The organism is Pseudomonas sp. R19M, from assembly GCF_050312585.1.
Lineage (GTDB): Bacteria > Pseudomonadota > Gammaproteobacteria > Pseudomonadales > Pseudomonadaceae > Aquipseudomonas > Aquipseudomonas palleroniana.
Map to the genome: position 1 here is coordinate 1 of NZ_JBNPJV010000052.1, position 26347 is coordinate 26347.

Consider the following 26347-nt stretch of genomic DNA (forward strand, 5'->3'; position numbering starts at 1 on the left):
CAACCAACATATGGGTATCCGATTAACCGCTATCGGGAGCAAGCCCCCTCCCACATGACCCGCTTCCACACATTTAAATGACAGAAAGTTTTGCCGGATCGGTTTATCGAGGGTAAGTTGCGCGCCGGTTTTGTTGCCGGGCAACAACTTTTGGGCCCAACTATTTAAGAGGACCTCCACTTGCCAATTTCTTTATTTCGCAAAGCCTTGCTGGTGGGTGCAGGTATCACGCTGGCTGTCAGCGTGCAGGCCGCCCCGACTGTGCATATTTATAACTGGTCGGACTACATCGGCACCGACACGCTGGCCAATTTCGAAAAGGCTACCGGCATCAAGCCCGTGTATGACGTGTTCGATTCCAACGAAACCCTGGAAGGCAAGTTGCTTGCCGGGCGTACCGGCTACGACGTGGTCGTGCCGTCCAACCACTTCCTCGGCAAGCAGATCAAGGCCGGGGCGTTCCAGAAACTCGACAAGTCTTTACTGACGAACTATTCCAACCTTGACCCGGCGCTGCTCAAGCGACTGGAAAAGAACGATCCGGGTAACCAGTACGCAGTGCCGTATCTGTGGGGCACCAATGGCATCGGTTACAACGTCGACAAGGTCAAGGAAGTGCTCGGCGTCGATCATATTGACTCCTGGGCCGTGCTGTTCGAACCGGAAAACATGAAGAAGCTGGCCACTTGCGGCGTATCGTTCATGGACTCGGCGGATGAAATGCTGCCGGCGGTGCTCAACTACATGGGCTTGAACCCTAACAGCACCAACCCCGAAGACTACAAGAAGGCCGAAGAAAAGCTGCTCAAAGTGCGGCCCTACGTGACCTATTTCCATTCTTCCAAATACATTTCCGACCTGGCCAACGGCAACATCTGCGTGGCGGCAGGCTTCTCCGGCGATGTGTTCCAGGCCAGGTCTCGCGCGGCTGAAGCGGGCAAGGGCGTGAACATTGCCTACGTGATTCCGAAAGAAGGCGGCAACCTGTGGTTTGACGTGCTGGCGATCCCCAAGGACGCCACCAACGTCAAGGAGGCCCACGCCTTCATCAACTATTTACTGCAACCTGAGGTGATCGCCCAGGTCAGTGATGTCGTCGGTTATGCCAACCCTAACCCAGGGGCGGACAAGCTGATGAAGCAATCGATACGCACTGACGCAGCGGTTTACCCACCGCAGGCGGTTCTCGACCGGACATTCGTCAACTTCGAGTTACCCCCGAAAGTGCAGCGTTTGATGACCCGTAGCTGGACCAAGGTCAAGACGGGCAAGTAAGGCTCAAACTATCCAAGGTTTCGTCCGTATTGGTCGAACAGAAAACTTTGTTGGGAGTTTCGCAAATGGCAGTTGCCTCCGGCGCCTATAAGAAAGCCCTCGAGGGCGACCAGACACCGAAAAAGGTGTTGGTCAAAATCGACCGGGTCACGAAGAAGTTCGACGAGACGATTGCCGTGGACGATGTGTCCCTGGAAATCAAGAAAGGCGAGATCTTCGCCTTGCTCGGCGGTTCGGGCTCAGGCAAATCCACCTTGCTGCGCATGCTCGCAGGCTTCGAGCGCCCAACGGAAGGTCGCATCTACCTCGACGGTGTGGACATCACCGACATGCCGCCCTACGAGCGGCCGATAAACATGATGTTCCAGTCCTACGCCTTGTTCCCACACATGACCGTGGCGCAGAACATCGCCTTCGGCCTGCAACAGGACAAGATCCCCAAGGCCGAAATCGACGCCCGGGTGGCCGAGATGCTCAAGCTGGTACAGATGAGCCAGTACGCCAAGCGCAAGCCGCACCAGTTGTCCGGTGGTCAGCGTCAGCGTGTAGCCCTGGCCCGTTCCCTGGCCAAGCGCCCGAAACTGCTGCTGCTCGATGAGCCGATGGGTGCGCTGGACAAGAAACTGCGTTCGCAGATGCAGCTTGAACTGGTTGAGATCATCGAGCGCGTGGGTGTGACCTGCGTCATGGTGACCCACGACCAGGAAGAGGCCATGACCATGGCTGAACGCATCGCGATCATGCACCTGGGCTGGATCGCCCAGATCGGCAGCCCGATCGATATCTACGAAACCCCGACCAGCCGCCTGGTGTGCGAGTTCATCGGCAACGTCAACATCTTCGACACCCAGGTGGTGGATGACGCCGAAGGCCACGCGGTGCTCAAGTGCCCGGACCTGGACCGCGACATCTACGTGGGCTACGGCATCGCCACCTCGGTGGAAGACAAATCCGTGACTTACGCCATTCGCCCGGAAAAACTGCTGGTCACCACCGAAATGCCGACCTGCGAGCACAACTGGTCCAGCGGCAAAGTGCACGACATTGCCTACCTGGGTGGCCATTCGGTGTTCTACGTGGAACTGCCGAGCGGCAAACTGGTGCAGTCCTTCGTGGCTAACGCCGAGCGCCGTGGCCAGCGTCCGACCTGGGGCGACCAGGTCTACGTGTGGTGGGAAGACGACAGCGGCGTGGTACTTCGCTCATGAACATGAAGAAGCTCAAGCGCCAGTTGCAACGAATAACTCCCGATGGTCGACACGTGGTTATCGGGATTCCATTCCTTTGGTTGTTCCTGTTCTTCATGCTGCCGTTCTTCATCGTCTTGAAGATCAGCTTTGCCGAAGCCGACGTCGCGATCCCGCCTTACACCGAGATCTACACCTTCGTTGAGCAGAAACTGCAGGTGGTGCTCAACCTGGCCAACTACTCGATGCTGGGTGACGACGAGTTGTACATCGCCGCGTACCTGGGCTCGTTGAAGATGGCGTTCTTCAGCACCCTCCTGTGTCTGTTGATCGGCTATCCGATGGCCTACGCCATCGCCAGCGCGCGCAAAGAGATGCAGACCGTGCTGGTGCTGCTGATCATGATGCCGACCTGGACCGCGATTCTGATCCGTGTGTATGCGTGGATGGGCATCCTCAGCAACAACGGTTTGCTCAACGGCTTCCTGATGTCCATCGGGTTGATCAACGAGCCCCTGCAGATCCTCAATACCAATATCGCGGTGTATATCGGCGTGGTCTATTCGTACCTGCCGTTCATGATCCTGCCACTGTATGCCAACCTGGTCAAACATGATCAGAGCTTGCTGGAGGCCGCGTCGGACCTGGGGTCGAGCACCTTCAACAGCTTCTGGAAGATCACCGTGCCGCTGTCCAAGAACGGCATCATCGCCGGTTGCATGCTGGTGTTTATCCCGGTAGTGGGCGAGTTCGTGATCCCCGAGCTGCTGGGCGGCCCGGAAACCCTGATGATCGGTAAAGTGTTGTGGCAAGAGTTCTTCAATAACCGTGACTGGCCGGTGGCCTCTGCCCTGGCGGTGGTGATGCTGGCGATCCTGATCGTGCCGATCATCCTGTTCAACCGCAGCCAAGCCAAAGAGATGGAGGGCAAGATATGAAGCGCGTCAGTTTCTCAAGCTTCATGCTGGTGGCGGGGTTGCTGTTCATCTACCTGCCGATGCTGATCCTGGTGATCTACTCGTTCAACGAATCCAAGCTGGTGACAGTCTGGGGCGGTTGGTCGATCAAATGGTACGTGGGCCTGTTGGACAACACCCAGTTGATGGGCTCGGTGGCCCGCTCGCTGGAAATCGCCTGCTATACGGCGGTGGCTGCGGTGGCCCTGGGCACCTTGGCGGCCTTCGTGCTGACGCGCATCAGCCAGTTCAAGGGGCGCACGCTGTTCGGCGGCCTGGTGACCGCGCCGTTGGTGATGCCGGAAGTGATCACCGGTCTGTCGCTGTTGCTGCTGTTTGTGGCCATGGCGCAAATGATCGGCTGGCCCCAGGAGCGTGGCATCGTCACCATCTGGATCGCCCACACCACTTTCTGTGCGGCGTATGTGGCGGTGGTGGTGTCGGCACGCCTGCGTGAGCTGGACCTGTCGATTGAAGAGGCGGCGATGGACCTGGGGGCGCGACCGTGGAAGGTGTTCTTCCTGATCACGATCCCGATGATCGCGCCATCGTTGGCGGCGGGCGGCATGATGTCGTTCGCCTTGTCGCTGGATGACCTGGTACTGGCCAGTTTCGTATCGGGCCCGGGCTCGACGACCTTGCCGATGGAAGTGTTCTCGGCGGTGCGCCTTGGGGTCAAACCCGAGATCAATGCCGTGGCCAGCCTGATTCTGTTGGCGGTGTCGCTGGTGACCTTCCTGGTGTGGTTCTTCAGCCGTCGTGCCGAAGAGCACCGCAAGAAAGCCATCCAGCAAGCCATCGAAGAAGCGGCGGCGGATGGCTGGCAGCAGCCGGACAAGCGCCGCGCGGCTGCACCGGTCTAATCAGGTCTACCTGAAGAAACTGGATCAAACTGTGGGAGCGGCCAAGCCCGCTCCCACAGTTGATTGCATTTCAAGCCCAAGGCGATTTGCGGATGACTTCAACAAAATTCATCGGCTTGAACCCCGGCTCCTGATCCACCAGTACATCCGTCTTCACGTTGCCGAACGTGGTCTGTGGGCGATGGCGCAAGCCGTCGGCAAAGGCGCAGATGATGCACTCCTTGAACCCTTCACCCCGTGGATGCGCATGCACCACCGCCTCGCGCTGCACGCTGGAAAACGCTGCGTAATCCATACCCAGGACATCCATCTCGACGCCGGCCGTCACCAGCGCAACGGTTGGGCGTAGATGCTGCGGCACGCCCGGCGTGGTATGCAGGGCGATGGATAGCCACACCTGTTCGATGTCGTCGTCACTCAGCCCGTAAGGCTTGAGAAACGTGGCCGCCGCATTGGCTCCGTCCACTTCGAAACGCTCGTTGTCACTGCGATGGCCTTCGACCAGGCCCAGGTCATGGAACATCGCGCCGACGTAGAGCAACTCCGGGTTGTAAGCGAGTTGTTTGCGTTCACCGCTTAAGGCGCCGAACAGGAACACGCGGCGGGAGTGGTGATAAAGCAGGTCGGATTCGACGTCGCGAATGTATTCGGTGGTGGCCTTGGCCAGTGCGCTGTCGGGGATCTGGATACCGGCGATAGTGGTGCTCATGATGGCTCTCCTCTGGAAAGATTCCAGTCTGGTCGTGTGCCTGCAAAGGGGCCATCGCGGCGAGGGAGCGATCCCGGCCAATGTGGTTGCACATCGTGCCAAGGCTGTACGCGATCAAATGTGCGATAGCATCACCTGGGTATGCCTGATAGACCGAGTCGCCTGCATCGCAGGCAAGCCCGGCTCCCACAGGGTTTCGCGCCAGTCCAGAGATAAGGTTTACTCATGCAAAAAACCGTTGCCATTCTGATCTTTCCCGGCGTCCAGTCGCTGGATGTGACGGGGCCGATGGATGTGTTTTGCGAGGCCAACCGTTTTTTGCCGCCGCAGGACCATTACCAGCTGGAAGTCATCGGCCTTGGCCATGGCACGATGGCGGCCTCCAACGGCCTGTCACTACAGGCCCATCGGCATTACCGCGAAGCCCTTGAACCCTACGACTTGCTGCTGGTCGCTGGCGGCCCGCAATTACCCTTCGAGGATTTCGGTGCCCCCTTCGATGACTGGCTACGCGGTGCAACACAGAGAGCACAACGCTTCGGTTCGATCTGCAACGGCGCCTTCCTGCTGGCCCGCGCTGGCCTGCTGGATGGAAAAACCGTCACCACCCACTGGAACGACGCCGCAGATCTGGCGCGTCTGTGCCCTACAGCCCAGGTCGATGCCGATCGCCTCTACGCACAGGACGGCAACCTCTACACGTCGGCAGGTGTGACCGCAGGCATCGACTTGTCGCTGTACCTGTTGGCCCAGGACCATGGCCCGGAAGTCGCGCTGAGCGTGGCCAAGCGTCTGGTGGTGTTCACCCAGCGTTCCGGTGGGCAGTCGCAGTTCAGCCCGTTCCTCACGCCCCACGCCGAAGACACCTCGGCGGTGGCGCTGGTGCAGTTGTACGTGTTGGCGAACCTGACGGGGGATTTGACCATCGCCGATCTGGCCAAGGCGGCCAATATGAGTGCACGCAATTTCTCCCGGGTGTTTGCCCGTGAAGCACGGATAACGCCGGCTGAGTTTGTCGAGCGAGCCCGGGTGGATGCGGCGCGGGTGATGCTCGAAAGCAGCTGCGCACCGCTCAAGACGGTGGCTTACCAGTGCGGCTTTCGCGATGCCCAGCACATGCGCAGTGTATTCAATCGCCGGCTGGGCGTGACCCCGCAACAGTTCCGGCTTAACTTTGCGGCGCCGGTTTGAGCGTGTCGTAGGCTTCCAGGGTGCGCAGCGTATGGAGCTGGCGTTCAACCTGCTGCGCCAGTCGCGCCTGAGCCTGATGGATATCGCCGCGCAAGTGGGCTACCAGTCCCAGGCGGCGTTCAGCAAGAAATTCAAGGAAACCTACGGCGAAGCGCCGGGCCGGGTGCGGGCAAAGTAGTCGCTGATACAACGCAGATCCAAGTGTGGGAGGGGGTTTGCTCCCGATAGCCGTGTGTCAGTCAGCTCATCTGCTACTGAGACACTGCTATCGGGAGCAAGCCCCCTCCCATATTGATCGAGTTATCGGGCGGGCAATAGTTTCAGGGTGCCACGGGTATTGGCCGTGACTTCCTCATCACTGAAATGTGCCTGTTCATACCCTCCTTCGATGTAGGTTTGCGCCTGATCACTATAGTGTCGATCAAACGGCACGCCGCTTTGCCCCACCGGGTTGATGGTCAAGGCGTGGGCCGGGTCGGCGAAGTCGATCAAGCGGCGGGTCGACGGGCCGTAGGTCACCGGCCAGGGTGCGGGGCCGATCATCGCCGATTGGTTGTTGGGTACCTCGTGGGTGCCGGGGGCGGGGAACGGGCCGACGTTGAAGAGCTTGTCCAATGGCTTCTGCATGCCCAGCGGGTGCCCGTGGGTCAAGGTGTGCGCTTTGCCCCACTGCCACTGGCCGGGGTCATCGCCGAGCGTGGCCTTGAGGTGCGCCAGGCTATTGTCCCAGGCGAGCTTGACGGTGTCGGCACGCGTGCCGTTCCACCACGGCGAATCCGCTGAAGCGGCCAGGCGGGGCAATGCGGCGTCGATCATCCGGGTGGTGAGCAGGGTCTTGAACAGGGCGTCGCCCAGCTTCGGGTGGAAGGTGGCGTCGGTGAGGTTGAACAGGAACTGGTTGAACAGCGTGGCGCTGGTGGAGCCCAGCGGGTAGTCACCCTTCCAGTTTGCAAGCTGTTCCACCAGTTTCAACTGGGCCGGATCCTTGACGACGTCACGCAACACCGGCAGCAACGGCGCCAGCAACCGTGGGCCGTAGGCGGTGGTGGTGCCCAGCTGCAAGGCCTGGCTGTTGTTCACGTCCCACTTCACGCTGTTGTCGCTCAATTGTGTATTCAACTGCTGCCCACGGTCGGCCAGGTTGTAATAGCCGGGGATTTCCATGCCCGTGGGTGAGGCCGGCTGGGCATTGGCCGACACCACATAACCACGCGCCGGATTCTCTTCCTGAGGGTTGGCGCTGAACGGGTAGAAGCCCGGCTTGTCGGCCTGGGCGGTGCTACCGTCGAGGATGAATGCCGGGTTGACCCCAGCCGGGCGGATCGGCAATTGCGCTGCGGCCCACCAACCGATATCGCCCTTGGCATTTGCCCACACGATATTCAGCCCGGGGGCCGACACCTTGGCGGCTGCCGCACGGGCCTTGGTCAGGGTGTCGGCACGGTTGAGTTCGTAGAAGCCTTCGAGGATCGGGTTTTCGGTGTCGAGGAACGCCCACCACATGGCAATCGGCGTCTTGCCGGCATTTTCACCGAGCACGTCATTGATGATCGGACCGTGGGGCGAGCTGCGCAGCGTCAGGATGACCGGCTCCTGGCCTTTGACGGCAATCTGCTGTTCGCTGCTGGTCAGGTCGGTCCATTGGCCGTGGTACCAGACCTGGTTGGGGTTATCCGGGTTGACCTTTTCGGCGATCAGATCGAGATCGTCGTTCTGGAACATGGTCAGGCTCCAGCCGAAATCCAGGTTGTGCCCCAGGAACGCCATCGGCACCAGCGCGTTGTGGTAGCCGTACAGCTCAAAGCCCGGCGCCGACAGTTGCGCCTCGTACCACACCGACGGCACCGAGAAGCGGATATGCGGGTCACCTGCCAGCAACGGTTTGCCGCTTTGGGTGCGGCTGCCGCTGATGGCCCAGGCGTTGCTGCCCTCGAACTGCGGCAGGCCGTTATCGGCCAAGGCCCTGTCACTCAGGGCGGCGAGGGCGCCGAGGCTTTTCCAGTCGCCGGCGGCCAGGTTGAGCGCGCCCTTGGGTTGCCAGTCCAGGTCGAAGACTTTCAGGTAATCGCTGCCCAACTGGTCGCGTATATAGGTCAGCACAGGTTCGGTACGAAACGCGACGGCAAAACTGTAGGCCATGTACCCGGCGACGCTGATGGTGTCTTCGGGTGTAAAGGGCCGCTTGGTGATGCCCAGCACATCGAACTCCATGGGGCTGGCGTGGCTGTCCTGATATTGGTTGATCCCGTCCAGATAGGCTTGCAGGGCCTTCCAGGCGTTCGAGTCGTGGTCGATGTGTTCCACGTAGCTCAAGGCCCGTTCACGAATACGCAGGCTGCGGAACAGTTTGTCGGTTTCCAGCAGCTTGGGGCCCAGCACCTCGGCCAGCTCGCCACGGGCCAGGCGCCGCATGATCTCCATCTGGAACAGGCGGTCCTGGGCATGCACATAGCCCAGGGCGCGATACAGGTCGGCCTCGTTCTCGGCGCGAATGTGCGGCACGCCACGGTCGTCGTAACGCACCGTGACGGAGCCTTGCAGATGGTTGAGCATGACCGTGCCCTGACGCGTGGGTTGCTTGCTGTAGACATACCAGCCGGCGCCGGCCAGGAGGGCGGCAATCAGTAGGGCGAGCACGGTCAGGCTGCGTTTCATGGACGGTCCTTGAGTCAGTCACCTTGAAGGTCAACGGAGTCTAATCGGTTTGTTGGCGACTGAGGGAAATGCTGATGCGCCGTTGTGACAGCCAAGGTTCAAGCGGCCAGCGCTGCCGATGAGCTACTATTGCGCCCGTCGTCCTTGAGCCTTTTTTCATGACCTGCGCCACGCAACCCAAGCCAGTTCCCAGCCCTTCAGACGTGACCTACGCCTGCAGCCTGGAAGCGCAATCGCTGATCAGCCGCTTTTTGCAGCATCCGCCGGCAGGCTTTGATGCCCGGCTGTCCGACCAGGGCTTGCCGTACTTCTTCACGCCATTCGACCTGTTGACCACTGCCGACGAGGACTTCGTGAAGCGTGTGCGCGGCTGGCCAGGCTATGCCTTGTGGCATTCATGGTTGCGTATCGACAGCTGCTTTGTGGGCACCACGGTCAGTGAATATGCGCCGTTCCCCCAGGGCGTATCGCCCCAGGAGCTTGCGCAGTGGCTGCAAGAGGAATGCGTCCCGCAGCGCAAACTCACCATCGTCAAAGACGTGCCTCACGACTCCCCGCTGCTCAGCGAGGCCGACAACCGCTACGCGCAAGCCTTGATCGATGAGTGCACGCGGCGTGGTTTCATCAGCCTCGAGGGCCAGGCACTGGCTTATGTGCCGATCAACTTCACCACCCTCGACGAATACCTTGGGCGCTTGTCCCACAGCCGTCGGCGTAATATCCGACGCAAACTGCGCAGCCGCGAAGCGTTGCGCGTAGAAATCCTCGACACCGGCGATGAGCGCTTCAACGATGATGCCTGGCTGACGCAGTTGTACGGGTTGTACAAGGCGGTGTACGACCAGAGCGAGATCCATTTTGACCTGCTCACGCCGGAGTTCTTCACCGGCTTGCTCAGGGACGCCGGTACTGACGGGCGCGTGTTCTGCTACTGGCACTGCGACGAACTGATCGGCTACAACCTGTGCTACGTGGAGGGCGACAAGCTGCTCGACAAGTACATCGGGCTCAATTACCCGCAGGCGCTGGAGTTCAACCTGTACTTCGTCAGCTGGTTCGTGAACCTGGAGTACGCAGTGGCGAATGGGCTGAAGTTTTATGTGGCGGGCTGGACCGACCCGCAGGTCAAGGCCAACCTCGGTGCCGACTTCACCTTCACGCGCCACTTGGTCTGGGTGCGCAACCCGTTGTTGCGCAAGCTGGGCAACCGCTTGCGTCATCATTTTGAAAGCGACAACCAATGGCACCAGGAGCACACCGCATGAGCCTGGACCGAGCACCGCTGATTCTCGATTTCGATGGTGCCGTCAGTGACATTGCTGGCGCGATCACCTTACCGCTGCAGGCCTGGCAGGAGAAAATCCGCTTCGGCTGCCGTTGGGCCCAGTTCAAGGAACTGGAAACCGCCCTGCACGCGCAGATGCCCAGCGATTACGGTTGCGTGTTTACCGGCAGCGGCGACTATCACCATCTCAGCCAGCTCCTGTTGAACCGCCTGCCCGCGCAGCAGAAGTACCAACTGATCATCTGCGACAACCACCCCGACAACATGCGTTACCCGTTCGGCATCCACTGCGGTTCGTGGGTGTATTGGGCCAGCCGTCTGCCTCAGGTCGAGCATGTGCATGTGCTGGGTATCGGTTCGCAGGACATTGCCTTGGGCCACGCCTGGGAAAATCACTGGTCGCCGCTGCTCAAACGCAAGCTGACCTACTGGAACGTCAACGTCGATACGCGCTGGATGAACTGGATTGGCGCCGGGTCGAGCAATCGTGCGTTCGGCCATCCGGATGAGTTGATGCGTACGTTCCTGGCGCAGCTTGATCGTTCGCTGCCGGTTTATCTGTCCATCGACAAAGATGTGCTGAGCCCGCAGGTGGTGAACACCAACTGGGACCAGGGTGAGTTCCTGGAGCAGCATTTGAATGACCTGATCGACGCCTGCCAAGGCCAGATCATTGGCGCGGACGTCACGGGTGACGTATCGGCCTACCACTATGAAAGCAAGTTCAAGCGCTGGCTGAGTGCATCCGATGGTCAGGAAGAACTGCCTGAGGCGCAGGTGCAGATCTGGCAACAGCAGCAGAACGCATTGAATGGTCGCTTGGTCGCGCGCATCAATCAGGGTTGGAAACGATAACCTTCAGTTGGGCGAGGACCTGTTCGAAGTGTTCGTCGGTCAGCCAATGGCTGTTGCTGATCGACAGGGTGCGGCGGGCGAAAGCCTGGGCTTGGGGGAGCGGGCTGCCAGGCGCCAGCAAGGGGGCCACGTCGGGGTAATCCGGCAAGGTGTGAATGAACAGGCGCGTCACGCCCAGCCCCGCGGTCCAGAGCTGCGCCATCGCCGTATCCCGGGCCTGTGCCGAGGGCATCACCACCATCAGAAAAGGCCAGGTGCCTTGCTGCCCGGGTCGGTCCAGGATGACCGAGACACCGGGCAAGGCATTCAAGCGTGCGGCGCGGCGCAACGCGCGAGTGCGCCCTTGTTGCAGGTGATCGGGCAAGCGAGCCAGCGCCGCCGCGCCGACCCTGCGGCGATAGCCACCCAGGGCATGCAGCGGAATGTCGTTGACCGAAAAGTCATCACCCACGGCGGCGACTTCATCGCCTTGCGCCAGCGCCGTGCGCAAGGCCTTGCCATACACGTAATACAAGCCGTACGGCCGATAAAGCAGGGCGTATCCCCACAGCTCGGCGCTGCGCTGCAACTCCCAGCGCAGGCTGAAGGGCAGGTCCTGGCGAGATTGGCGATGCAGCGCTTGATGCAACACCGGGTCGCGGCTGAACAATACTCCGCCTTCTGCCGTCGTCAGGCCTTTACCCAGCGCCATGCTGAAAAAGCCCACGTCGCCTTTGAGCCCGACGCTCTGCCCATCGTCCAGCGCACCCATGGCTTGCGCGGCATCTTCGATGACCGCTGCGCCGATGGCGCCGGCAATGCGCTTGGCGGTTCCGACATCAGCCACGCGTCCGGCCAGATGGGTGACCACCACCGCCAGGGTAGTTTCGTCGCACAACTGCACCAGGTGCTGTTCGTCCAGGTCGATGCTGTCGGGTTGCAAATCACAGGGCACCACCTGCAACGGTGGGCAGTAATGGGCGGCCAAGGCGACCAGCGGGCAGGTATAGGCCGGCACGATGAGCCGGGTACGGCCCGGCATGCGCCGTTGCAAAACCCTTAGGGCGATCACCAGTGCAGCGGTCCCGGAGCACGTCAGCGCCGGCAGCGGAATCGACAGTTGACGGGCCAGGGCAGGGGCCAGGTCGCCCGAGAGGCCGAGCAGGTCCCGCCAGCGCAGGGGCAGCCCTGCGGTGGGCGGAATCTCGCGAGGCATCATCAGGCAAGCGTCTCGGAGCGACCGGCACCGATGACTTTTCCGGCTTCGTCTTCACTGCGTGCCAGGCACAGAATGCCGGCAATGATCAACGCGCCGCCGATGATTTTCGGCAGGGTCAGGCTGTCATCGAACAGCCACACGGAAATCAGCGTGACGCTGATCAGTTCCAGGTGAGAGGCCGCAAAAGCCGGGCCCACCGGGGCGTATTTGAGCAAGGTCATCCAGGTGAAGAACGCGCCGATATAACCCACGAAGGCGCCGTAGATCCATGGGGCGCCAAATACGCGTATCAGCCAGGCGGCGTCCATAGTCAGGGGTTCTGCATGCACCGAGGCGAACTTGAAACTGACCTGCGCCAAGGTGTCGAAAATGATCAGCGCGAGAAAACCCAGGATATAAAAGCGTTTCATTATTCAAACCCCACGACGGTCACGCCACAGGCGATCAGCATGATGCCGATCAACCGCCATTTGCTCAGGCTTTCCTTGAACAGGAAGCGACCGGCAATCATGATCACCACAATGTTGATGGAGCCCAGCATCACGCCGACCGACAACGGCACCAATGTCAGGAACGCCAGCCACAACACGAATTCGAAGACATAGCAGAGAACGCCAATCCAGATCCACGGCCGCTTGAGCATGTGTTTCCAGTGGGCCAGGCCGTCATGCTCGGCGCTGGCTGAAGCCGCTGCCTTGAAAGCCAACTGGCCGGATGTATCGACGATGACGTTGAGTATCCAGAGGATAATGGTTAATTGGCTCATGTGTTCCTATGCTTACAATCCTGCCGAAAACGTACGATACAGTAGCCTGTCGCCGGGGTGACTGGAGTTTGCCGGTCGAACAGCCTGTGTTCAGTTTGATGTCTTGCTCCACTGGCAATAGCAGCCCACCGCCAGGGTGTGGGTGGCGTCAACTTCGCGCCCGGCCTCGAGGGCTTTCAAGATCGGTTCGATAAAGCTGTTACTGGAATTACAGGTCAGCCCTTCACTGTAGGGGCCGAAATACGCGAGCTTGCCCGTGCGGTCCCAGATACCCACGGCAGGTGTCGCCGGCACCTGATCGGCGCCGGGCAGGGCGGCAAGCGTTTTCATCCTGTTCAGGTTGTCGGGCAGTTGACCGTGGCTGCCGGCCTTTTGCAGGGCATAAAACTCCACGCCCTGAGGCGCGTACTGCTCGATCAGCTCGCCCAGATGCTGCTGGTTACCCACGTTGCACGGGCACGCCGGGTCCCAGAAGTGCACCAGGCGGATCGGCCCCGGGCCCGCGAGTTCGGCGGGCAGGCGCAGAGTGTCGCCGGAGAACACCGCCGTGTGTTCGCTGAAGGCGCGCAGGTAGCGGCCCTGGAACCAGTCATAGGCCGTCCACAGCACACCGGTGCAAATGGCCAGAATCAGGCTGGCGAACAGGGCAGTGCGCAGGTGCTGTCGCATTCGGATCTATCCTCGGAGGTCGCGTAGCTTGCCATGCTTGCTCTGACAGATGAATATCGCAGGTCGATATTCATCTTCACCCTCAGTCTGGAAGCCTTTATGCCCGTCACTTTTGACCCCGATCATCTACGCGAAAGCTTGCGGCCCCTGGTGGATGCGCAGCCGCTTTCTGTGGAGGCCCGGGTCTACCAGCGTTTCTACGGGCTGGACCTGCCTGCGCGCAAAGTGCCGGCGGTGAGTCGCCTGGGGCGCTTCGAGGTGCAAGGCTTCCAAGTGGTGGCGCAGGTGTGGTGGCCGGCACAGCCGGTGGCGACGATGTTCATGTTCCATGGCTTCTACGACCATATGGGACTGTACCGCCACGTTGTGGATTGGGCGCTGGACCAGGGGTTTGTGGTGATCGCCTGCGATTTGCCGGGCCATGGCTTGTCCAGTGGCGCCCGTGCCAGCATCGATGATTTTGCGGTGTACCAGGCGGTGGTGCAGGCGCTGTTCGCCCAGGCTCAAACCCTGCAACTGCCGCAACCCTGGCACCTGTTCGGGCAAAGCACCGGCGGTGCAGTGGTGGTCGACCACTTGCTCAACCAGGGCGTCGACAGCCCGGCCCAAGGCAAGACCTTCCTGCTGTCGCCCTTGGTGCGGCCGCGCGCCTGGGGCTGGTCGCAGGTCAGCTATTACCTGCTGCGCCCGTTTGTAAAAGGCATCGCCCGCCGGTTCAGCGAGAACACCCATGATCCGGATTTCAAACCGTTCCTGGAAGCCGACCCGTTGCAACCCCGCCAACTGCCCACGGCGTGGGTCGGCGCGTTGGCGAGCTGGATCAGGCGCATCGAAGCCGCGCCGCGCAGCCCACGGCGGCCAGTGATCGTGCAAGGCGAGGAGGATATGACGGTGGACTGGCAGCACAACTTGCAGGTGCTGCGGGGCAAGTTCGATCAGCCTGAGGTGTTGATGCTGCCGCGTGGCCGGCATCATCTGGCCAATGAAATTCCAGAGATCCGCCAGCAATACTTCAGTTTCCTCACGGAGCATCTGAAGTAGCACAATCCAACTGTGGGAGGGGGCTTGCTCCCTCCCACATGGGTTATTGCGACAGGCTGGAGGTGCTTTGCCCGACTGCAAGCCCTGCACGGATGGCGGCAAGGGCAGCCTGGTAATACGCCTTACCCTCCGGCGACTCGGCAAATGTCGCGAACTCTTCCAGCTCCGGGTCGGACAGGTTCCGATAGACGTACAACAGAGTGTTGTTCAGGTCATTGCCGATCTGCCGCATCAGGCGCTCGCGCTGCCCATTCAACATGCCCTGGGCCTGGCCGCCGCCCAGCAGGCCGGGGATCATCTGGCTCAAACTGTCAGCCGCGACACCGGCAATCGCCAGGCTGACTTCCGCACCGGCTTCGCGCGCGGGCAGGGCCTGGGCCAGGTGGCCGATGATCAGGCTGCGGGTTGCATCGGCTTCCATGTGCGGCAAGCCCTGGGCGTTTTTCGCCAACTGGTCGCGGCGGGTGGCGAGCAGTTCGGCGTCGACAATCTTGCGGCCCAGGGGCGACTGAAAAAACGCCAGCGCGGGCTTCGGGTCTGCCAGGTGCTGGCGCAATTGCGCTTCGGCGCGCTGGTCCATGGCCTGGGCGGCAAAGCGTTTGTTGCTGTTGTCCACCAGCGCCTGGTACACCGCCGGCGGCAGGCTATTGCGGTAGCGTTGTTGAGCGGCACTGAGGGCGTCATTGAAATGCGCACGTTGTTCGGCCCAGCCGGCGACCTTGTACAACTGGTCATGGCTGTCTGCCCAGGCGGGCAAAACGCAGAACATCAGCACGGAAAAAAACAAACGACGCATAGGGACTCCTGTCAGTCGGCCACTATTGTCCGTGTCAGGCGTAGGATTTGTCGAGAAGTCCTATCAGTCACCTGACTAAAGTGTATTCAGACGCTCGGCGGCTCTGTCGAATTCACAGGCGTATGGATACTATGCGCGCCATGCAAATATCCCTCGATCACCCGCTGCTGCAACGTATCGTCGACGACCTGGCCGAAAAAGGCTGGTCGCAGCAAAATGGCTTCCTGCCCCAGGCTCTGACCCTGGAGCTGGCGGCCGAGTGCCGTAAACGTGCGGCCGAAGGTGAGCTGGCGCCTGCCGCTGTCGGGCGCGGGCCGGCCCAGGAAATCCGCGAGGGGATTCGCGGTGACCATATCCAGTGGCTGGAAGAGGGCGACGCGCCGGTATGCGAGACCTACATGAGGTTGATGGACAGCCTGCGGCTGGCCATGAACCGCCATCTGTTCCTGGGCCTTGAAAACTTCGAAAGCCACTTCGCGATGTACCCGCCGGGTGCGTTTTATCTCAAGCATCTGGACCGTTTTCGCGATGATGACCGGCGCACGGTTTCGGCGGTGGTGTATTTGAACGACGCCTGGTTGCCTGAGCATGGCGGCCAGTTGCGCATGTACCTCAAGGACGGCGTGGAATACGATGTGCAGCCCACCGGCGGTTGCCTGGTGGTGTTCCTCTCGGGTGAAGTCCCTCACGAAGTGCTGCCCGCCACGCGTGAGCGCTTGTCCTTGACCGGCTGGTTTCGTCGACGGGGCAACGAGCCGTTTTAAACATGGAAAAGATTCTGGTCAGCCGTTGCCTGCTTGGGCACAAGGTGCGCTACGACGGTGGCGCCAGTGGCCCGTTCGACCTATTGACGCAGTGGCAGGCCGAGAGGCGTGTGGTCGCGATCTGCCCGGAGGTGGCGGGTGGCTTGCCGACGCCACGCCCGCCCGCCGAGATTGCGGGTGGGCAGGGCGTCGATGTATGGGATGGGCGTGCCCGAGTGCTGACCGCCGAGGGCGAAGACTTCAGCGGCGCCTTCGTCGAGGGCGCCCGCCAGGCGTTGGTATTGACGCAGCGCCACGGTATCCGCATCGCCATCCTCAAGGCCAACAGCCCATCCTGTGGCAACCGGCTGATCTATGACGGCACCTTCAGCGCCGTCAAGGTGAGCGGCGAGGGCGTGACGGCGGCGCTGCTCAAGCGCCATGGGGTGTTGGTGTTCAGTGAGCAGGAGTTGCCTGAAGCGGCTCAGGCATTGGCGCAATTGCAGGCGGTTGGTCCTTGAACCACTTATGCGAGAGCGCTTTCAAGCGGCCATCGGCCTTGATCTGCTGCAGCGCCCTGTCCAGGCTGGTCTTGAACGCCGGGTTGCCCTTCTGAAACGGAATCGCCAGCTCCGGCTTTTCCAGGTAAGCCTCGCTGAAATCGAACCGATCCTGCAACTGCGCAGTCATAGCGATATGGTTGATGGCCACGTCATATTTGCCGGTTTCAACGCCTGGTAGCAGGTCGCTGTCATCGGTGGTGATAAAGGAGGGGCGCACGTCCAGTTCCTTGGCCAATTCTTCACCCAACTCCACTTCAAAGCCGGTTAGCTTATTGTCGTCCTTGAAGTTGAATGGCGGGGTGTTGGCTTGCACTGCGATGCGCAGTTCGCCGCGATCAAACACATCGTCGATCAGTTCGGCATGAGCCAAGGGGCTCAAAAGAGGCAGTAAAAGTACAAGGCCAGGCGAAAAGCGCATGGTCGCTCCTAAGGAATTGAGCTGTACGAGGCACCGTCCAGCATCGCTTTGCTATTGTGTTGAGTGCCTTGGACAGCAATTTGTCGCGAAGTTGTCATAACCCAACAGATTTCCTGCAGAAACTGGAGAAGCGAATGAAAGCCCTATCAGTCCGAGCAACATCCGCCCGTGCAACGATTGCCAGCCTGTTGCTGGGTGCCTCGATGTTGGCCACCGCCGCCGATGGCATCCCGCGTAGCGCGCCACCTGAAGGTGCCAAAGTGTTTATCGTGTCGCCCAAAGATGGCGCCACTGTGGATAAAACCTTTACCGTCAAATTCGGCATGGAAGGCTTGAAGCTCGCGCCGGCCACTGACCAGACCCCGGGCACCGGCCACCACCATCTGCTGGTTGACCAGAAAGAGCTGCCTGACGCCAGCGTACCGATCCCGGCCACCGACACCGTGATCCACTACGGCAAGGCCCAGACCGAGACCGAGTTGACCCTCACCCCAGGCAAGCACACCTTGCAATTGGTGGCCGGCGACAAACTGCATATGCAGTTCAACCCGACTGTAGCCTCGAAAGTGATCACGGTTAACGTCAAGTAAGATTTGTTCAGACAAAAAAATGGGAGACCCCTGCGGGTCTCCCATTTTTATTGGTAGGCGCGGGTTCTTAGAACAGAACGCGGCTACGAATCGTGCCCTTGATGTGCTGCAACTTCTCTTGCGCCAGGTCCGAGTACTCGGCGTCGACGTCGATCACCACGTAACCGACCTTCTCGTTGGTCTGCAGGAACTGACCGGAGATGTTGATGCCGTTCTCTGCGAAGACCTTGTTGATCTCCATCAGCACGCCAGGGATGTTCTGGTGGATGTGCAGCAGACGGTGCTTGCCAGGGTGAGCCGGCAGGGCCACTTCCGGGAAGTTCACCGACGATACGGATGTACCGTTGTCGCTGTACTTGACCAGCTTCTCCGACACTTCCAGGCCGATGTTGGCTTGGGCTTCAGCGGTGGAACCACCGATGTGCGGGGTCAGGATCACGTTGTCCAGGCCGCGCAGCGGGCTTTCGAAGATGTCATCGTTGGAGCGAGGCTCTACCGGGAACACATCGATGGCGGCGCCGATCAGGTGCTTGTCCTTGATCGCAGCAGCCAGGGCATCCAGTTCGACCACGGTGCCGCGTGCGGCGTTGATCAGGATGCCGCCTTTCTTGATGGCACGGATTTCCTTCTCGCCGATCATCCACTGGGTTTCGGCGGTTTCCGGAACATGCAGGGTCACGATGTCGGACATGCCCAGCAACTCGGTCAGGCTGCCCACTTGGGTGGCATTGCCCAACGGCAGCTTGGTCAGGGTGTCGTAGAAGAACACCTGCATCCCCAAGCCTTCAGCCAGGACCGACAGCTGAGTGCCGATCGAGCCGTAACCGACGATACCCAGCTTCTTGCCGCGGATTTCGAAGGAGTTGGCCGCGCTCTTGATCCAGCCGCCACGGTGGCAGGATGCGTTCTTCTCAGGAATACCGCGCAACAGCAGGATGGCCTCGGCCAGCACCAGTTCCGCCACGGAACGGGTATTGGAGTACGGTGCGTTGAACACCGCGATGCCGCGCTCGCGCGCTGCGTTGAGGTCGACCTGGTTGGTGCCGATGCAGAAACAGCCGACCGCCACGAGTTTCTTGGCGTGATCGAAGATCTCTTCGGTCAGCTGAGTGCGGGAGCGAATGCCGATAAAGTGCGCGTCGGCGATCTTTTCCTTGAGCTGGGCTTCCGGCAGAGAACTGGTGATGTACTCAATGCTGGTGTACCCGGCGGCTTTCAGAACGTCGACAGCCGATGGGTGGACGCCTTCCAGAAGAAGGAACTTGATCTTGCTCTTATCGAGAGAAGTCTTGCTCATCTGCGTAAACCTGTATCCCGGAGAAAAATGGCAGGGAGTCGAGCAGCGCAAGCTGACCCGGACGGCAGGAAAGCCGTCACCGCAGAAACGCCCTTGGGCTCTGTCCTGCGGGGGCGGTATGCTAGCATACGCGCCCCGCTAACACTCATTCCTGCGACGTGAAGCGTTCTCAGGATGACCATGAATTGTTCGAGAGTTCTGTCGATGACCCATCCTGCCCTGATTGATGAGCTGAAGACCCTGGTTGAGCCCGGCAAAGTGCTGACCGATGCAGACTCCCTGGAGGCTTACGGCAAGGATTGGACCAAGCACTTCGCACCTGCGCCTACCGCCATCGTCTTCCCCAAGACCATCGAGCAGGTGCAAGCCATCGTCCGCTGGGCCAACACGCACAAGGTGGCGCTGGTGCCGTCCGGCGGTCGTACCGGCCTGTCGGCGGCAGCGGTGGCGGCAAATGGCGAAGTGGTGGTGTCGTTCGACTATATGAACCAGATCCTCGACGTGAACCTCACCGACCGTACCGCCGTGTGCCAGCCGGGCGTGGTCACCAAGCAGTTGCAGAACGCTGCCGAAGAACATGGCCTGTACTATCCGGTGGACTTCGCTTCGTCCGGTTCCAGCCAGATTGGCGGCAATATCGGCACCAATGCCGGCGGGATCAAGGTGATTCGCTACGGCATGACCCGCAACTGGGTCGCCGGCATGAAAGTGGTCACCGGCAAGGGTGATGTGCTGGAACTGAACCGCGACCTGATCAAGAACGCCACCGGCTACGACATGCGTCAGCTGTTCATCGGCGCTGAAGGCACCCTGGGCTTCGTGGTCGAAGCCACCATGCGCCTGGACCGTGCGCCGAAGAACCTCACCGCGATGGTGCTGGGTACCACCGATTTCGACTCGATCATGCCGGTATTGCATGCGTTCCAGAGCAAGCTGGACCTGACTGCGTTCGAGTTCTTCTCCGACAAGGCCCTGGCCAAAGTCCTGGGGCGTGGCGACGTGCCGGCGCCGTTCGAAACCGAGTGCCCGTTCTACGCACTGCTGGAATTCGAAGCGACGACCGAAGAAGTCGCCAACCACGCCCTGGAAACCTTCGAGCACTGCGTCGAGCAGGGCTGGGTGCTGGACGGCGTGATGAGCCAGAGCGAAACCCAGCTGCACAACCTGTGGAAACTGCGCGAGTACATCTCCGAAACCATTTCCCACTGGACGCCGTACAAAAACGATATTTCGGTCACTGTCTCCAAAGTACCGGCGTTCCTGCAGGAAATTGACGCAATCGTCGGCGAACATTATCCGGATTTCGAAATTGTCTGGTTTGGCCACATCGGCGACGGCAACCTGCACCTGAATATCCTCAAGCCGGAAAACCTGAGCAAGGATGAGTTCTTTGCCAAGTGCGCTACCGTGAACAAGTGGGTGTTCGAAACCGTCCAGAAATACAACGGCTCGATCTCCGCCGAGCACGGCGTGGGCATGACCAAGCGTGATTACCTGACTTACAGCCGCTCGCCGGTTGAGATCGAATACATGAAAGCAGTGAAGGCGGTGTTCGACCCGAACGGGATCATGAACCCTGGCAAGATCTTCGCTGTTTAACCGCCCCGAAGGAGTCGTTTCATGAGCTATCAGCACAAGTATGTCGACGGCACCAACATCCACTTTCCGCTGGGTAAAGTGGTGTGTATTGGGCGCAACTACGCTGAACATGCCAAGGAGCTGGATAACCCGGTGCCGACCGAACCGTTGCTGTTCATCAAGCCGGGCAGCTGCGTGGTGCCGCTGGAAGGCGGTTTCAGCATTCCGACCGAACGCGGTTCGGTGCATTACGAAGCGGAGATCGCGGTGCTGATCGGCAAACCGCTGTCGAACAAGCCCAGCCGCGAAGAAGTGCTCGACGCCATCTCCGGCTTCGCCCCGGCCCTGGACCTGACCTTGCGCGACAAGCAAGCCGAGCTGAAAGCCAAGGGCCTGCCGTGGGAAATCGCCAAGTCCTTTGACGGCGCGGCGGTGATTGCACCATTCGTGGTCGGCAGCACCTTCCCGGACGTGACCGATATCGGTATTCGCCTGACCATCAACGGTGAAGTGCGTCAGGACGGCAACAGTTCGCAGATGCTCAACCCGATCATTCCGATGATCCAGCACATGGCCGGCTGTTTCTCGCTGCAGGCCGGCGACGTGATCCTCACCGGCACCCCGGCCGGCGTGGGGCCACTGAACGTGGGTGATGAGTTGGTGCTGGAGTTGCCTGGCGTGAGCCAGTTCGAAAGCAGCGTTCGCTGATTGCCTGCGTAAGTGCCGCCAAGGAGCGAGCTCGCTTCTTGGCGGCACATCCGGCCTCTCACTCGCTGCTGCAGTGAAGGTTTTGCATTTTTTTCACACGCCATCCGGATAATCCGTAGCCTCCTGCGCGCGGGTTTTCTGATCCTGTGCTATCCCCTATAGCTGTCTTTCTGGAAAGCGCTCAATGGCCGTGTCTCTCCCCTCGTCGAAACCCAAGCTTCGCTCACGCTTTGCCCTGCGCTGGTATTCCTGGCTGTTTTTGGCTGGCACGATCACCTATGGCGTCGCCTGGGCGATGCATTGGGATGATCGGGGCGTGTTGTGGGTTGCCGAACGCTTCGAGACGCCGTTCGAGCGTCAGGCCAGCGTATGGCTGCCTGACTACCGTGCGGTGATTGACGCCAAGTTGCTGCCCGGCATGGAAAAGGATGAGGCTTCGGATGTCTCCTACAATCCGCAGACCAAAACCCTGTTCTCGGTCATGGGCAAGAACGCCTTCCTCGTCGAGTTAAGCCTGCAGGGCGATGTGCTGCGCAAGATGCCGCTCAATGGCTGGAGCAACCCGGAAGGCGTGACGGTGATGGAAAATGGCCTGATGGCCGTGGTTGACGAACGCGACCACAGCCTCACCGTCGTCAAGGTCGATGCCGCCACCACCCAACTGAACAAAGCAGATTTCACCAGCTATGACCTGGGGCCGTCCAAGGATCAGAACAAAGCCTTTGAGGGTGTCACCTGGGACAAGCGCAACCAACAGATCGTACTCGGCGAAGAGCGCCCACCGGCGCTGTTTACCTGGAAATCCGATGGCAACACCTTGACGGGCGACAAGCAAAAGCTTGCCAGCACCGAGTTGGACATGCGCAACCTGTCCGCCCTGGCGATTGACCCGCGTACCGGCCACATGCTGGTGCTTTCGGCGGACTCCCACCTGCTCCTGGAGTTGGATGAGAAGGGCAAGCAAGTCAGCTTCATGACCCTGCTCGGTGGTTTCAACGGCCTCAAGCACACCATCCCGCGTGCGGAAGGTGTCACGATGGATGAGGACGGTACGGTGTATATCGTCAGTGAGCCGAACCTGTTCTATCGCTTCGAAAAGCAGAAATAGACTCCCTGATGCGTCGACTTGCCCGTCCCAGACCCGCGTTGTTCTTGCTCTTGCTGGCCGGCCTGGTTTGTGCCGGGCTGGTCGCGCAGCACTTTCGCTTGTTAGAGCGGGCCTGGTTCAACCTCCAGACGTGGCGTCATCCGGCTGACGAGCGCTCCATTGGCCTGGCCGATTACCGCGTCACCCTTGAGGCCAAGGTCGTCGAAGGGCTCGATGATGATGTCTCGGCGCTCACCTATGATCCGGTGCGTAAAAGCCTGTTCACGGTGACCAATAAAAACCCCGAGTTGATCGAACTGTCCCTGGACGGCGTGATTGTGCGGCGTATCCCGCTGATCGGGTTTGGCGATGCCGAGGCGGTGGAGTTCATCAGCGACAACATCTACGTGATCAGCGATGAGCGCCAACAGCGGCTGATCAAAGTGCATGTGAACGACGACACCCAGTTTCTCGACGCCGCCGATGCGGAGCAGATGACGTTGGGCGTGCACAGCGGCAGTAACAAAGGGTTTGAAGGGCTGGCGTACGATTCGGTGGGCAAGCGCCTGTTCGTGGCCAAAGAGCGCGACCCGATGCTGATCTACGAGGTGCGCGGTTTTCCCCATTTTCAACCGGAAAAAACCTACTCGGTACACGTGATCAACAACCCCAAGCGCGATGCGGGAATGTTTGTGCGCGACCTGTCGAGCCTGCAATACGACGAGCGCAGCGGCCATCTGCTGGCGCTGTCGGATGAGTCGTTCCTGGTGTTGGAGCTGGATATCGACGGTCGCCCGCTGAGCAGTCTGTCATTGCTCAGCGGGCGCCATGACCTGACAAAGCGGGTGCCGCAGGCCGAAGGGATCGCCATGGATGACACAGGTACGTTGTACCTGGTCAGCGAGCCGAATCTGTTCTACGTGTTCAAAAAAATCAACTTCTGACACTCCATGTGGGAGGGGGCTTGCTCCCGATGAGGGTGTGCCAGTCAGCAGTTTATCGACTGACCCACCGCTATCGGGAGCAAGCCCCCTCCCACATTGGAGTTGCGGTGTTGTCAGGCCTTGAGGGTCTGGACGCCTTCGGCAGTGCCCAGCAGCAGCACGTCCGCCGGGCGCGCAGCGAACAGGCCGTTGGTGACTACGCCGACGATGGCGTTGATCTGAGTCTCAAGCTCCACCGGGTTGGTGATCTGCAGGTTGAACACGTCGAGGATGATATTGCCGTTGTCGGTCAACACACCTTCACGGTACACCGGGTCGCCGCCCAGCTTCACCAGCTCGCGAGCCACGTGGCTGCGCGCCATCGGAATCACTTCCACCGGCAGCGGGAACGCGCCGAGTACCGGTACCAGCTTGCTGGCGTCGGCGATGCAGATAAAGGTCTTGGCCACGGCCGCGACGATCTTCTCGCGGGTCAGGGCTGCGCCGCCGCCCTTGATCAGGTTCAGGTGTGCGTCGCTTTCATCGGCGCCGTCGACATAGAACTCCAGGTCGCTCACGGTGTTGAGCTCGTACACCGGAATGCCATGGCCCTTGAGGCGCGCGGCGGTGGCTTCGGAGCTGGCGACGGCGCCGTCGAACGCGCCCTTGTGCAGGGCCAGCGCGTCGATGAAGCAGTTGGCAGTGGAGCCGGTGCCGACACCGACGATGCTTTTATCGTCGAGTTTAGGAAGGATTAAATCGACGGCGGCCTGGGCCACTGCCTGTTTGAGTTGATCCTGGGTCATGCGGGCTCCGGAACGGGCGGGGAGTTATCGAGGGGCGCGAGTATAACCCAACAAAACCTCGGTATTCGTGTGGTCGCCCGGCCAAACGCTGGGTTAGACTCCTTGACCCTGCCCAATTCGCGAAGTAGATACCCGCCGATGCTTGAACACTACGTCAAAAAAATTCTCACCTCGCGCGTTTACGACGTTGCAGTAGAAACCCCCTTGCAGACCGCCCGCCAGCTCTCCGAGCGGTTGGGCAACAAGGTCTGGCTCAAGCGTGAAGACTTGCAGCCGGTGTTCTCGTTCAAGATTCGCGGCGCCTACAACAAGTTGACCCAGCTATCGGCCGAGGAGCGTGCGCGTGGCGTAGTCACCGCGTCTGCCGGCAACCACGCCCAGGGCCTGGCGCTGGCGGCCAAGGTGTTGGGGGTCAAGGCCACCATCGTGATGCCCAAGACCACCCCGGAGATCAAGGTCGAAGGCGTGCGTTCCCGTGGCGGCAAGGTGGTGCTGCATGGTGACTCCTTCCCGGAAGCCCTGGCTTATTCGCTCAAGCTGGTCGACGAAAAAGGCTACGTCTACATTCACCCCTATGATGATCCCCACACCATTGCCGGGCAGGGCACTGTGGCGATGGAGATTCTGCGCCAGCACCCGGGGCCGTTGGATGCGATTTTCGTCCCGGTGGGCGGCGGCGGGTTGATCGCGGGTATCGCGGCATACGTGAAATACCTGCGCCCCGAAATCAAGATCATCGGCGTCGAGCCGGACGATTCCAACTGCCTGCAGGCGGCCATGGCCGCAGGGGAGCGTGTGGTGCTGCCAACCGTCGGCATCTTTGCCGATGGTGTGGCGGTGGCGCAGATCGGCCAGCACACCTTCGATATCTGCAAAGACTATGTGGATGAAGTGATCACCGTCAGCACCGATGAGATCTGCGCGGCGATCAAGGATATCTACGACGACACCCGCTCCATTACCGAGCCGGCGGGTGCCTTGGGTGTGGCGGGTATCAAGAAATATGTGGAAACCCGAGGTGTCAGCGGGCAGACCCTGGTGGCCATCGACTCCGGCGCCAACGTCAACTTCGACCGCCTGCGCCATGTGGCCGAGCGCGCCGAACTGGGTGAAGGCCGCGAAGCCATCATCGCCGTGACCATTCCCGAGCAACCGGGCAGCTTCAAGGCGTTCTGCGAAGCCGTGGGCAAGCGCCAGATCACCGAATTCAACTACCGCTACCATTCCGGCAGCGAGGCGCACATCTTCGTCGGTGTGCAGACCCACCCGGACAACGACCCGCGCAGCGCGTTGATCGCCAGCCTCACCCAGCAGGGTTTCCCGGTGCTGGACCTGACTGAAAACGAACTGGCCAAGTTGCACATACGCCACATGGTCGGCGGGCACGCCGCCAAAGTCAGCGATGAGCTGGTGTTTCGCTTCGAGTTCCCGGAGCGTCCGGGAGCGTTGTTCAACTTTCTCAACAAGCTGGGCGGGCGCTGGAATATCTCGATGTTCCACTACCGCAACCACGGCGCGGCCGACGGCCGCGTGGTCGCCGGCCTGCAAGTGCCGGCGGATGAGCGCCACCTGGTGCCTGCGGCGCTGGCTGAGATCGGTTATCCGTACTGGGATGAAAGCGAAAACCCGGCGTACCAACTGTTCCTCGGTTGAGCGACTACGCTGACAGAGCGGCCTTTAAGGAATCGAGACCATGGAAACGCTGACCACCCTCAAGGTTATCCACATCACCGCTACCGTGTTGCTGCTGCTCAGCGGCCTCGGGTTGGCGGTATTGGCCTGGCGCAAGCGCAGCGCCGGCCCGGCGGTGACCGTGCAACGCCCGTGGGCGTTTGTCTGGCTGCTGATGGGGATTTGCCTGGTGAGCATGCCGTTCAGCGGCTGGTGGCTGGTGCACCTGATCGGCTGGCCGTTGGGGCAGACCTGGATTCTGGGCTCCAGCATCCTCTATACCGTGGCGGCGCTGGCCTGGTTCTGGCTGGTGGCGCGGCTCAATCGCCTGCGCAAAGGCGAAGGCGGCAGCCTGAATTTCACCCTGGTGCTGGCGGTGATCAGCCTGGTAGGGTTTGTAGCGATTGCCGGGCTGATGGGCGCCAAACCCATTTAGGTCTGTAGTGAGCGGGCTTGCCCCGCGCTGGGTGGCGAAGCCGCCCCAAACCCAGGCGCCTCGGTCTACCTGAAACACCCC

27 protein-coding genes and 1 pseudogene are annotated in these 26347 nt (G+C 60.6%); 18 read left to right on the forward strand and 10 right to left on the reverse strand.

The window, feature by feature from the left end; translation table 11 throughout:
• Positions 1-180 precede the first annotated feature (180 nt).
• The 4 genes from ACQRBT_RS10620 to ACQRBT_RS10635 all read left to right on the forward strand — a co-directional run bounded on the left by ACQRBT_RS10620 (position 181) and on the right by ACQRBT_RS10635 (position 4281).
• Positions 181-1275 (forward strand): polyamine ABC transporter substrate-binding protein, encoded by a 1095-nt coding sequence (locus ACQRBT_RS10620; RefSeq protein WP_244701005.1) that lies wholly within the window; start codon positions 181-183, stop codon positions 1273-1275.
• 65 nt (positions 1276-1340) lie between these two features.
• On the forward strand, positions 1341-2483 hold the full coding sequence (locus tag ACQRBT_RS10625) for an ABC transporter ATP-binding protein (protein ID WP_028618367.1): 1143 nt from the start codon (positions 1341-1343) through the stop codon (positions 2481-2483).
• Entirely contained in the window at positions 2480-3400 is a 921-nt protein-coding gene (locus ACQRBT_RS10630; RefSeq protein WP_060753535.1) for an ABC transporter permease subunit, read from the forward strand. Before ACQRBT_RS10625 ends, ACQRBT_RS10630 begins: the two co-directional genes overlap by 4 nt.
• Positions 3397-4281, forward strand: a complete 885-nt coding sequence (locus ACQRBT_RS10635; RefSeq protein WP_244384895.1) for an ABC transporter permease subunit — start codon at positions 3397-3399, stop codon at positions 4279-4281. Before ACQRBT_RS10630 ends, ACQRBT_RS10635 begins: the two co-directional genes overlap by 4 nt.
• Before the next feature lie 70 nt (positions 4282-4351).
• Here the strand turns inward: ACQRBT_RS10635 and ACQRBT_RS10640 are convergent, their stop codons facing one another.
• Positions 4352-4990 (reverse strand): HD domain-containing protein, encoded by a 639-nt coding sequence (locus ACQRBT_RS10640; RefSeq protein ID WP_060753533.1) that lies wholly within the window; start codon positions 4988-4990, stop codon positions 4352-4354.
• A gap of 225 nt (positions 4991-5215) precedes the next feature.
• Between ACQRBT_RS10640 and ACQRBT_RS10645 the strand changes: the two genes are divergently transcribed.
• Together ACQRBT_RS10645 and ACQRBT_RS10650 are read left to right on the forward strand one after the other, a co-directional pair.
• Positions 5216-6181, forward strand: coding sequence for a GlxA family transcriptional regulator (locus ACQRBT_RS10645; RefSeq protein ID WP_412046187.1), 966 nt, complete (start codon positions 5216-5218; stop codon positions 6179-6181).
• A pseudogene (locus tag ACQRBT_RS10650) lies at positions 6153-6359 on the forward strand (helix-turn-helix domain-containing protein); the annotation flags it as partial. The gene ACQRBT_RS10645 and the pseudogene ACQRBT_RS10650, both read left to right, overlap by 29 nt.
• Before the next feature lie 122 nt (positions 6360-6481).
• On the opposite strand, the gene ACQRBT_RS10655 reads toward ACQRBT_RS10650, so the two are convergent.
• On the reverse strand, positions 6482-8836 hold the full coding sequence (locus ACQRBT_RS10655; protein WP_412046186.1) for a penicillin acylase family protein: 2355 nt from the start codon (positions 8834-8836) through the stop codon (positions 6482-6484).
• A gap of 158 nt (positions 8837-8994) precedes the next feature.
• On the opposite strand from ACQRBT_RS10655, the gene ACQRBT_RS10660 reads away from it, so the two are divergent.
• On the forward strand, positions 8995-10101 hold the full coding sequence (locus ACQRBT_RS10660; protein ID WP_161548626.1) for a GNAT family N-acetyltransferase: 1107 nt from the start codon (positions 8995-8997) through the stop codon (positions 10099-10101).
• Entirely contained in the window at positions 10098-10976 is an 879-nt protein-coding gene (locus ACQRBT_RS10665) for a hypothetical protein (protein ID WP_244384899.1), read from the forward strand. The genes ACQRBT_RS10660 and ACQRBT_RS10665 overlap by 4 nt, the downstream gene beginning before the upstream one ends.
• Here ACQRBT_RS10665 and ACQRBT_RS10670 read toward each other — a convergent pair.
• The 4 genes from ACQRBT_RS10670 to ACQRBT_RS10685 form a co-directional block, all read right to left on the reverse strand.
• Positions 10954-12174 carry a DegT/DnrJ/EryC1/StrS family aminotransferase gene (locus ACQRBT_RS10670; RefSeq protein WP_090368123.1) on the reverse strand — a complete coding sequence of 407 codons (1221 nt, stop codon included), beginning with the start codon at positions 12172-12174 and terminating at the stop codon, positions 10954-10956. The genes ACQRBT_RS10665 and ACQRBT_RS10670 overlap by 23 nt on opposite strands.
• Positions 12174-12584, reverse strand: coding sequence for a DMT family transporter (locus ACQRBT_RS10675; RefSeq protein ID WP_412046185.1), 411 nt, complete (start codon positions 12582-12584; stop codon positions 12174-12176). Before ACQRBT_RS10675 ends, ACQRBT_RS10670 begins: the two co-directional genes overlap by 1 nt.
• Entirely contained in the window at positions 12584-12940 is a 357-nt protein-coding gene (locus ACQRBT_RS10680; protein WP_060753527.1) for an EamA family transporter, read from the reverse strand. The genes ACQRBT_RS10675 and ACQRBT_RS10680 overlap by 1 nt, the downstream gene beginning before the upstream one ends.
• Before the next feature lie 90 nt (positions 12941-13030).
• Entirely contained in the window at positions 13031-13609 is a 579-nt protein-coding gene (locus tag ACQRBT_RS10685; protein WP_104994962.1) for a DUF6436 domain-containing protein, read from the reverse strand.
• Between the two features lie 99 nt (positions 13610-13708).
• On the opposite strand from ACQRBT_RS10685, the gene ACQRBT_RS10690 reads away from it, so the two are divergent.
• Positions 13709-14650: an alpha/beta hydrolase gene (locus ACQRBT_RS10690; protein WP_412046184.1), complete on the forward strand. Its 942-nt coding sequence runs from the start codon at positions 13709-13711 to the stop codon at positions 14648-14650.
• 43 nt (positions 14651-14693) lie between these two features.
• Here ACQRBT_RS10690 and ACQRBT_RS10695 read toward each other — a convergent pair whose 3' ends face one another.
• Complete coding sequence (locus ACQRBT_RS10695; protein WP_090368135.1) at positions 14694-15446, reverse strand: DUF2059 domain-containing protein; 753 nt, start codon at positions 15444-15446, stop codon at positions 14694-14696.
• A gap of 131 nt (positions 15447-15577) precedes the next feature.
• Between ACQRBT_RS10695 and ACQRBT_RS10700 the strand changes: the two genes are divergently transcribed.
• Together ACQRBT_RS10700 and ACQRBT_RS10705 are read left to right on the forward strand one after the other, a co-directional pair.
• Entirely contained in the window at positions 15578-16210 is a 633-nt protein-coding gene (locus ACQRBT_RS10700; RefSeq protein ID WP_412046183.1) for a 2OG-Fe(II) oxygenase, read from the forward strand.
• A gap of 2 nt (positions 16211-16212) precedes the next feature.
• On the forward strand, positions 16213-16710 hold the full coding sequence (locus ACQRBT_RS10705; RefSeq protein ID WP_244700987.1) for a DUF523 domain-containing protein: 498 nt from the start codon (positions 16213-16215) through the stop codon (positions 16708-16710).
• On the opposite strand, the gene ACQRBT_RS10710 is transcribed toward ACQRBT_RS10705, so the two are convergent.
• Positions 16646-17170: a transporter substrate-binding domain-containing protein gene (locus tag ACQRBT_RS10710; protein WP_060753521.1), complete on the reverse strand. Its 525-nt coding sequence runs from the start codon at positions 17168-17170 to the stop codon at positions 16646-16648. The two genes, ACQRBT_RS10705 and ACQRBT_RS10710, sit on opposite strands and share 65 nt — an antisense overlap.
• Positions 17171-17304: 134 nt before the next feature.
• Here ACQRBT_RS10710 and ACQRBT_RS10715 point away from each other — a divergent pair, with 134 nt between their 5' ends.
• Positions 17305-17760, forward strand: a complete 456-nt coding sequence (locus tag ACQRBT_RS10715) for a DUF4399 domain-containing protein (protein ID WP_060753520.1) — start codon at positions 17305-17307, stop codon at positions 17758-17760.
• Between the two features lie 67 nt (positions 17761-17827).
• Here the strand turns inward: ACQRBT_RS10715 and serA are convergent, their stop codons facing one another.
• Positions 17828-19057, reverse strand: a complete 1230-nt coding sequence (gene serA, locus ACQRBT_RS10720) for a phosphoglycerate dehydrogenase (protein WP_060753519.1) — start codon at positions 19055-19057, stop codon at positions 17828-17830.
• A gap of 204 nt (positions 19058-19261) precedes the next feature.
• Between serA and ACQRBT_RS10725 the strand changes: the two genes are divergently transcribed.
• The 4 genes from ACQRBT_RS10725 to ACQRBT_RS10740 all read left to right on the forward strand — a co-directional run bounded on the left by ACQRBT_RS10725 (position 19262) and on the right by ACQRBT_RS10740 (position 23374).
• The gene (locus ACQRBT_RS10725) at positions 19262-20656 is read left to right on the forward strand and encodes an FAD-binding oxidoreductase (RefSeq protein ID WP_060753518.1); all 1395 of its coding nucleotides are present in this window, start codon (positions 19262-19264) and stop codon (positions 20654-20656) included.
• Between the two features lie 21 nt (positions 20657-20677).
• The gene (locus ACQRBT_RS10730) at positions 20678-21343 is read left to right on the forward strand and encodes a fumarylacetoacetate hydrolase family protein (RefSeq protein WP_090368141.1); all 666 of its coding nucleotides are present in this window, start codon (positions 20678-20680) and stop codon (positions 21341-21343) included.
• 184 nt (positions 21344-21527) lie between these two features.
• A complete protein-coding gene (locus tag ACQRBT_RS10735; protein ID WP_412046182.1) occupies positions 21528-22451 on the forward strand; it encodes an SdiA-regulated domain-containing protein in 924 nt (307 codons plus the stop codon).
• Between the two features lie 8 nt (positions 22452-22459).
• A complete protein-coding gene (locus ACQRBT_RS10740) occupies positions 22460-23374 on the forward strand; it encodes an SdiA-regulated domain-containing protein (RefSeq protein WP_412046181.1) in 915 nt (304 codons plus the stop codon).
• A 113-nt stretch (positions 23375-23487) separates the two neighbouring features.
• On the opposite strand, the gene rpiA is transcribed toward ACQRBT_RS10740, so the two are convergent.
• Positions 23488-24159, reverse strand: coding sequence for a ribose-5-phosphate isomerase RpiA (gene rpiA, locus ACQRBT_RS10745; RefSeq protein ID WP_060753514.1), 672 nt, complete (start codon positions 24157-24159; stop codon positions 23488-23490).
• A gap of 138 nt (positions 24160-24297) precedes the next feature.
• Between rpiA and ilvA the strand changes: the two genes are divergently transcribed.
• Together ilvA and ACQRBT_RS10755 are read left to right on the forward strand one after the other, a co-directional pair.
• Positions 24298-25812 carry a threonine ammonia-lyase, biosynthetic gene (gene ilvA, locus ACQRBT_RS10750; protein WP_198762624.1) on the forward strand — a complete coding sequence of 505 codons (1515 nt, stop codon included), beginning with the start codon at positions 24298-24300 and terminating at the stop codon, positions 25810-25812.
• Positions 25813-25852: 40 nt separating this feature from the next.
• Positions 25853-26266, forward strand: a complete 414-nt coding sequence (locus ACQRBT_RS10755; protein ID WP_090368149.1) for a DUF2269 family protein — start codon at positions 25853-25855, stop codon at positions 26264-26266.
• Positions 26267-26347: the final 81 nt, after the last annotated feature.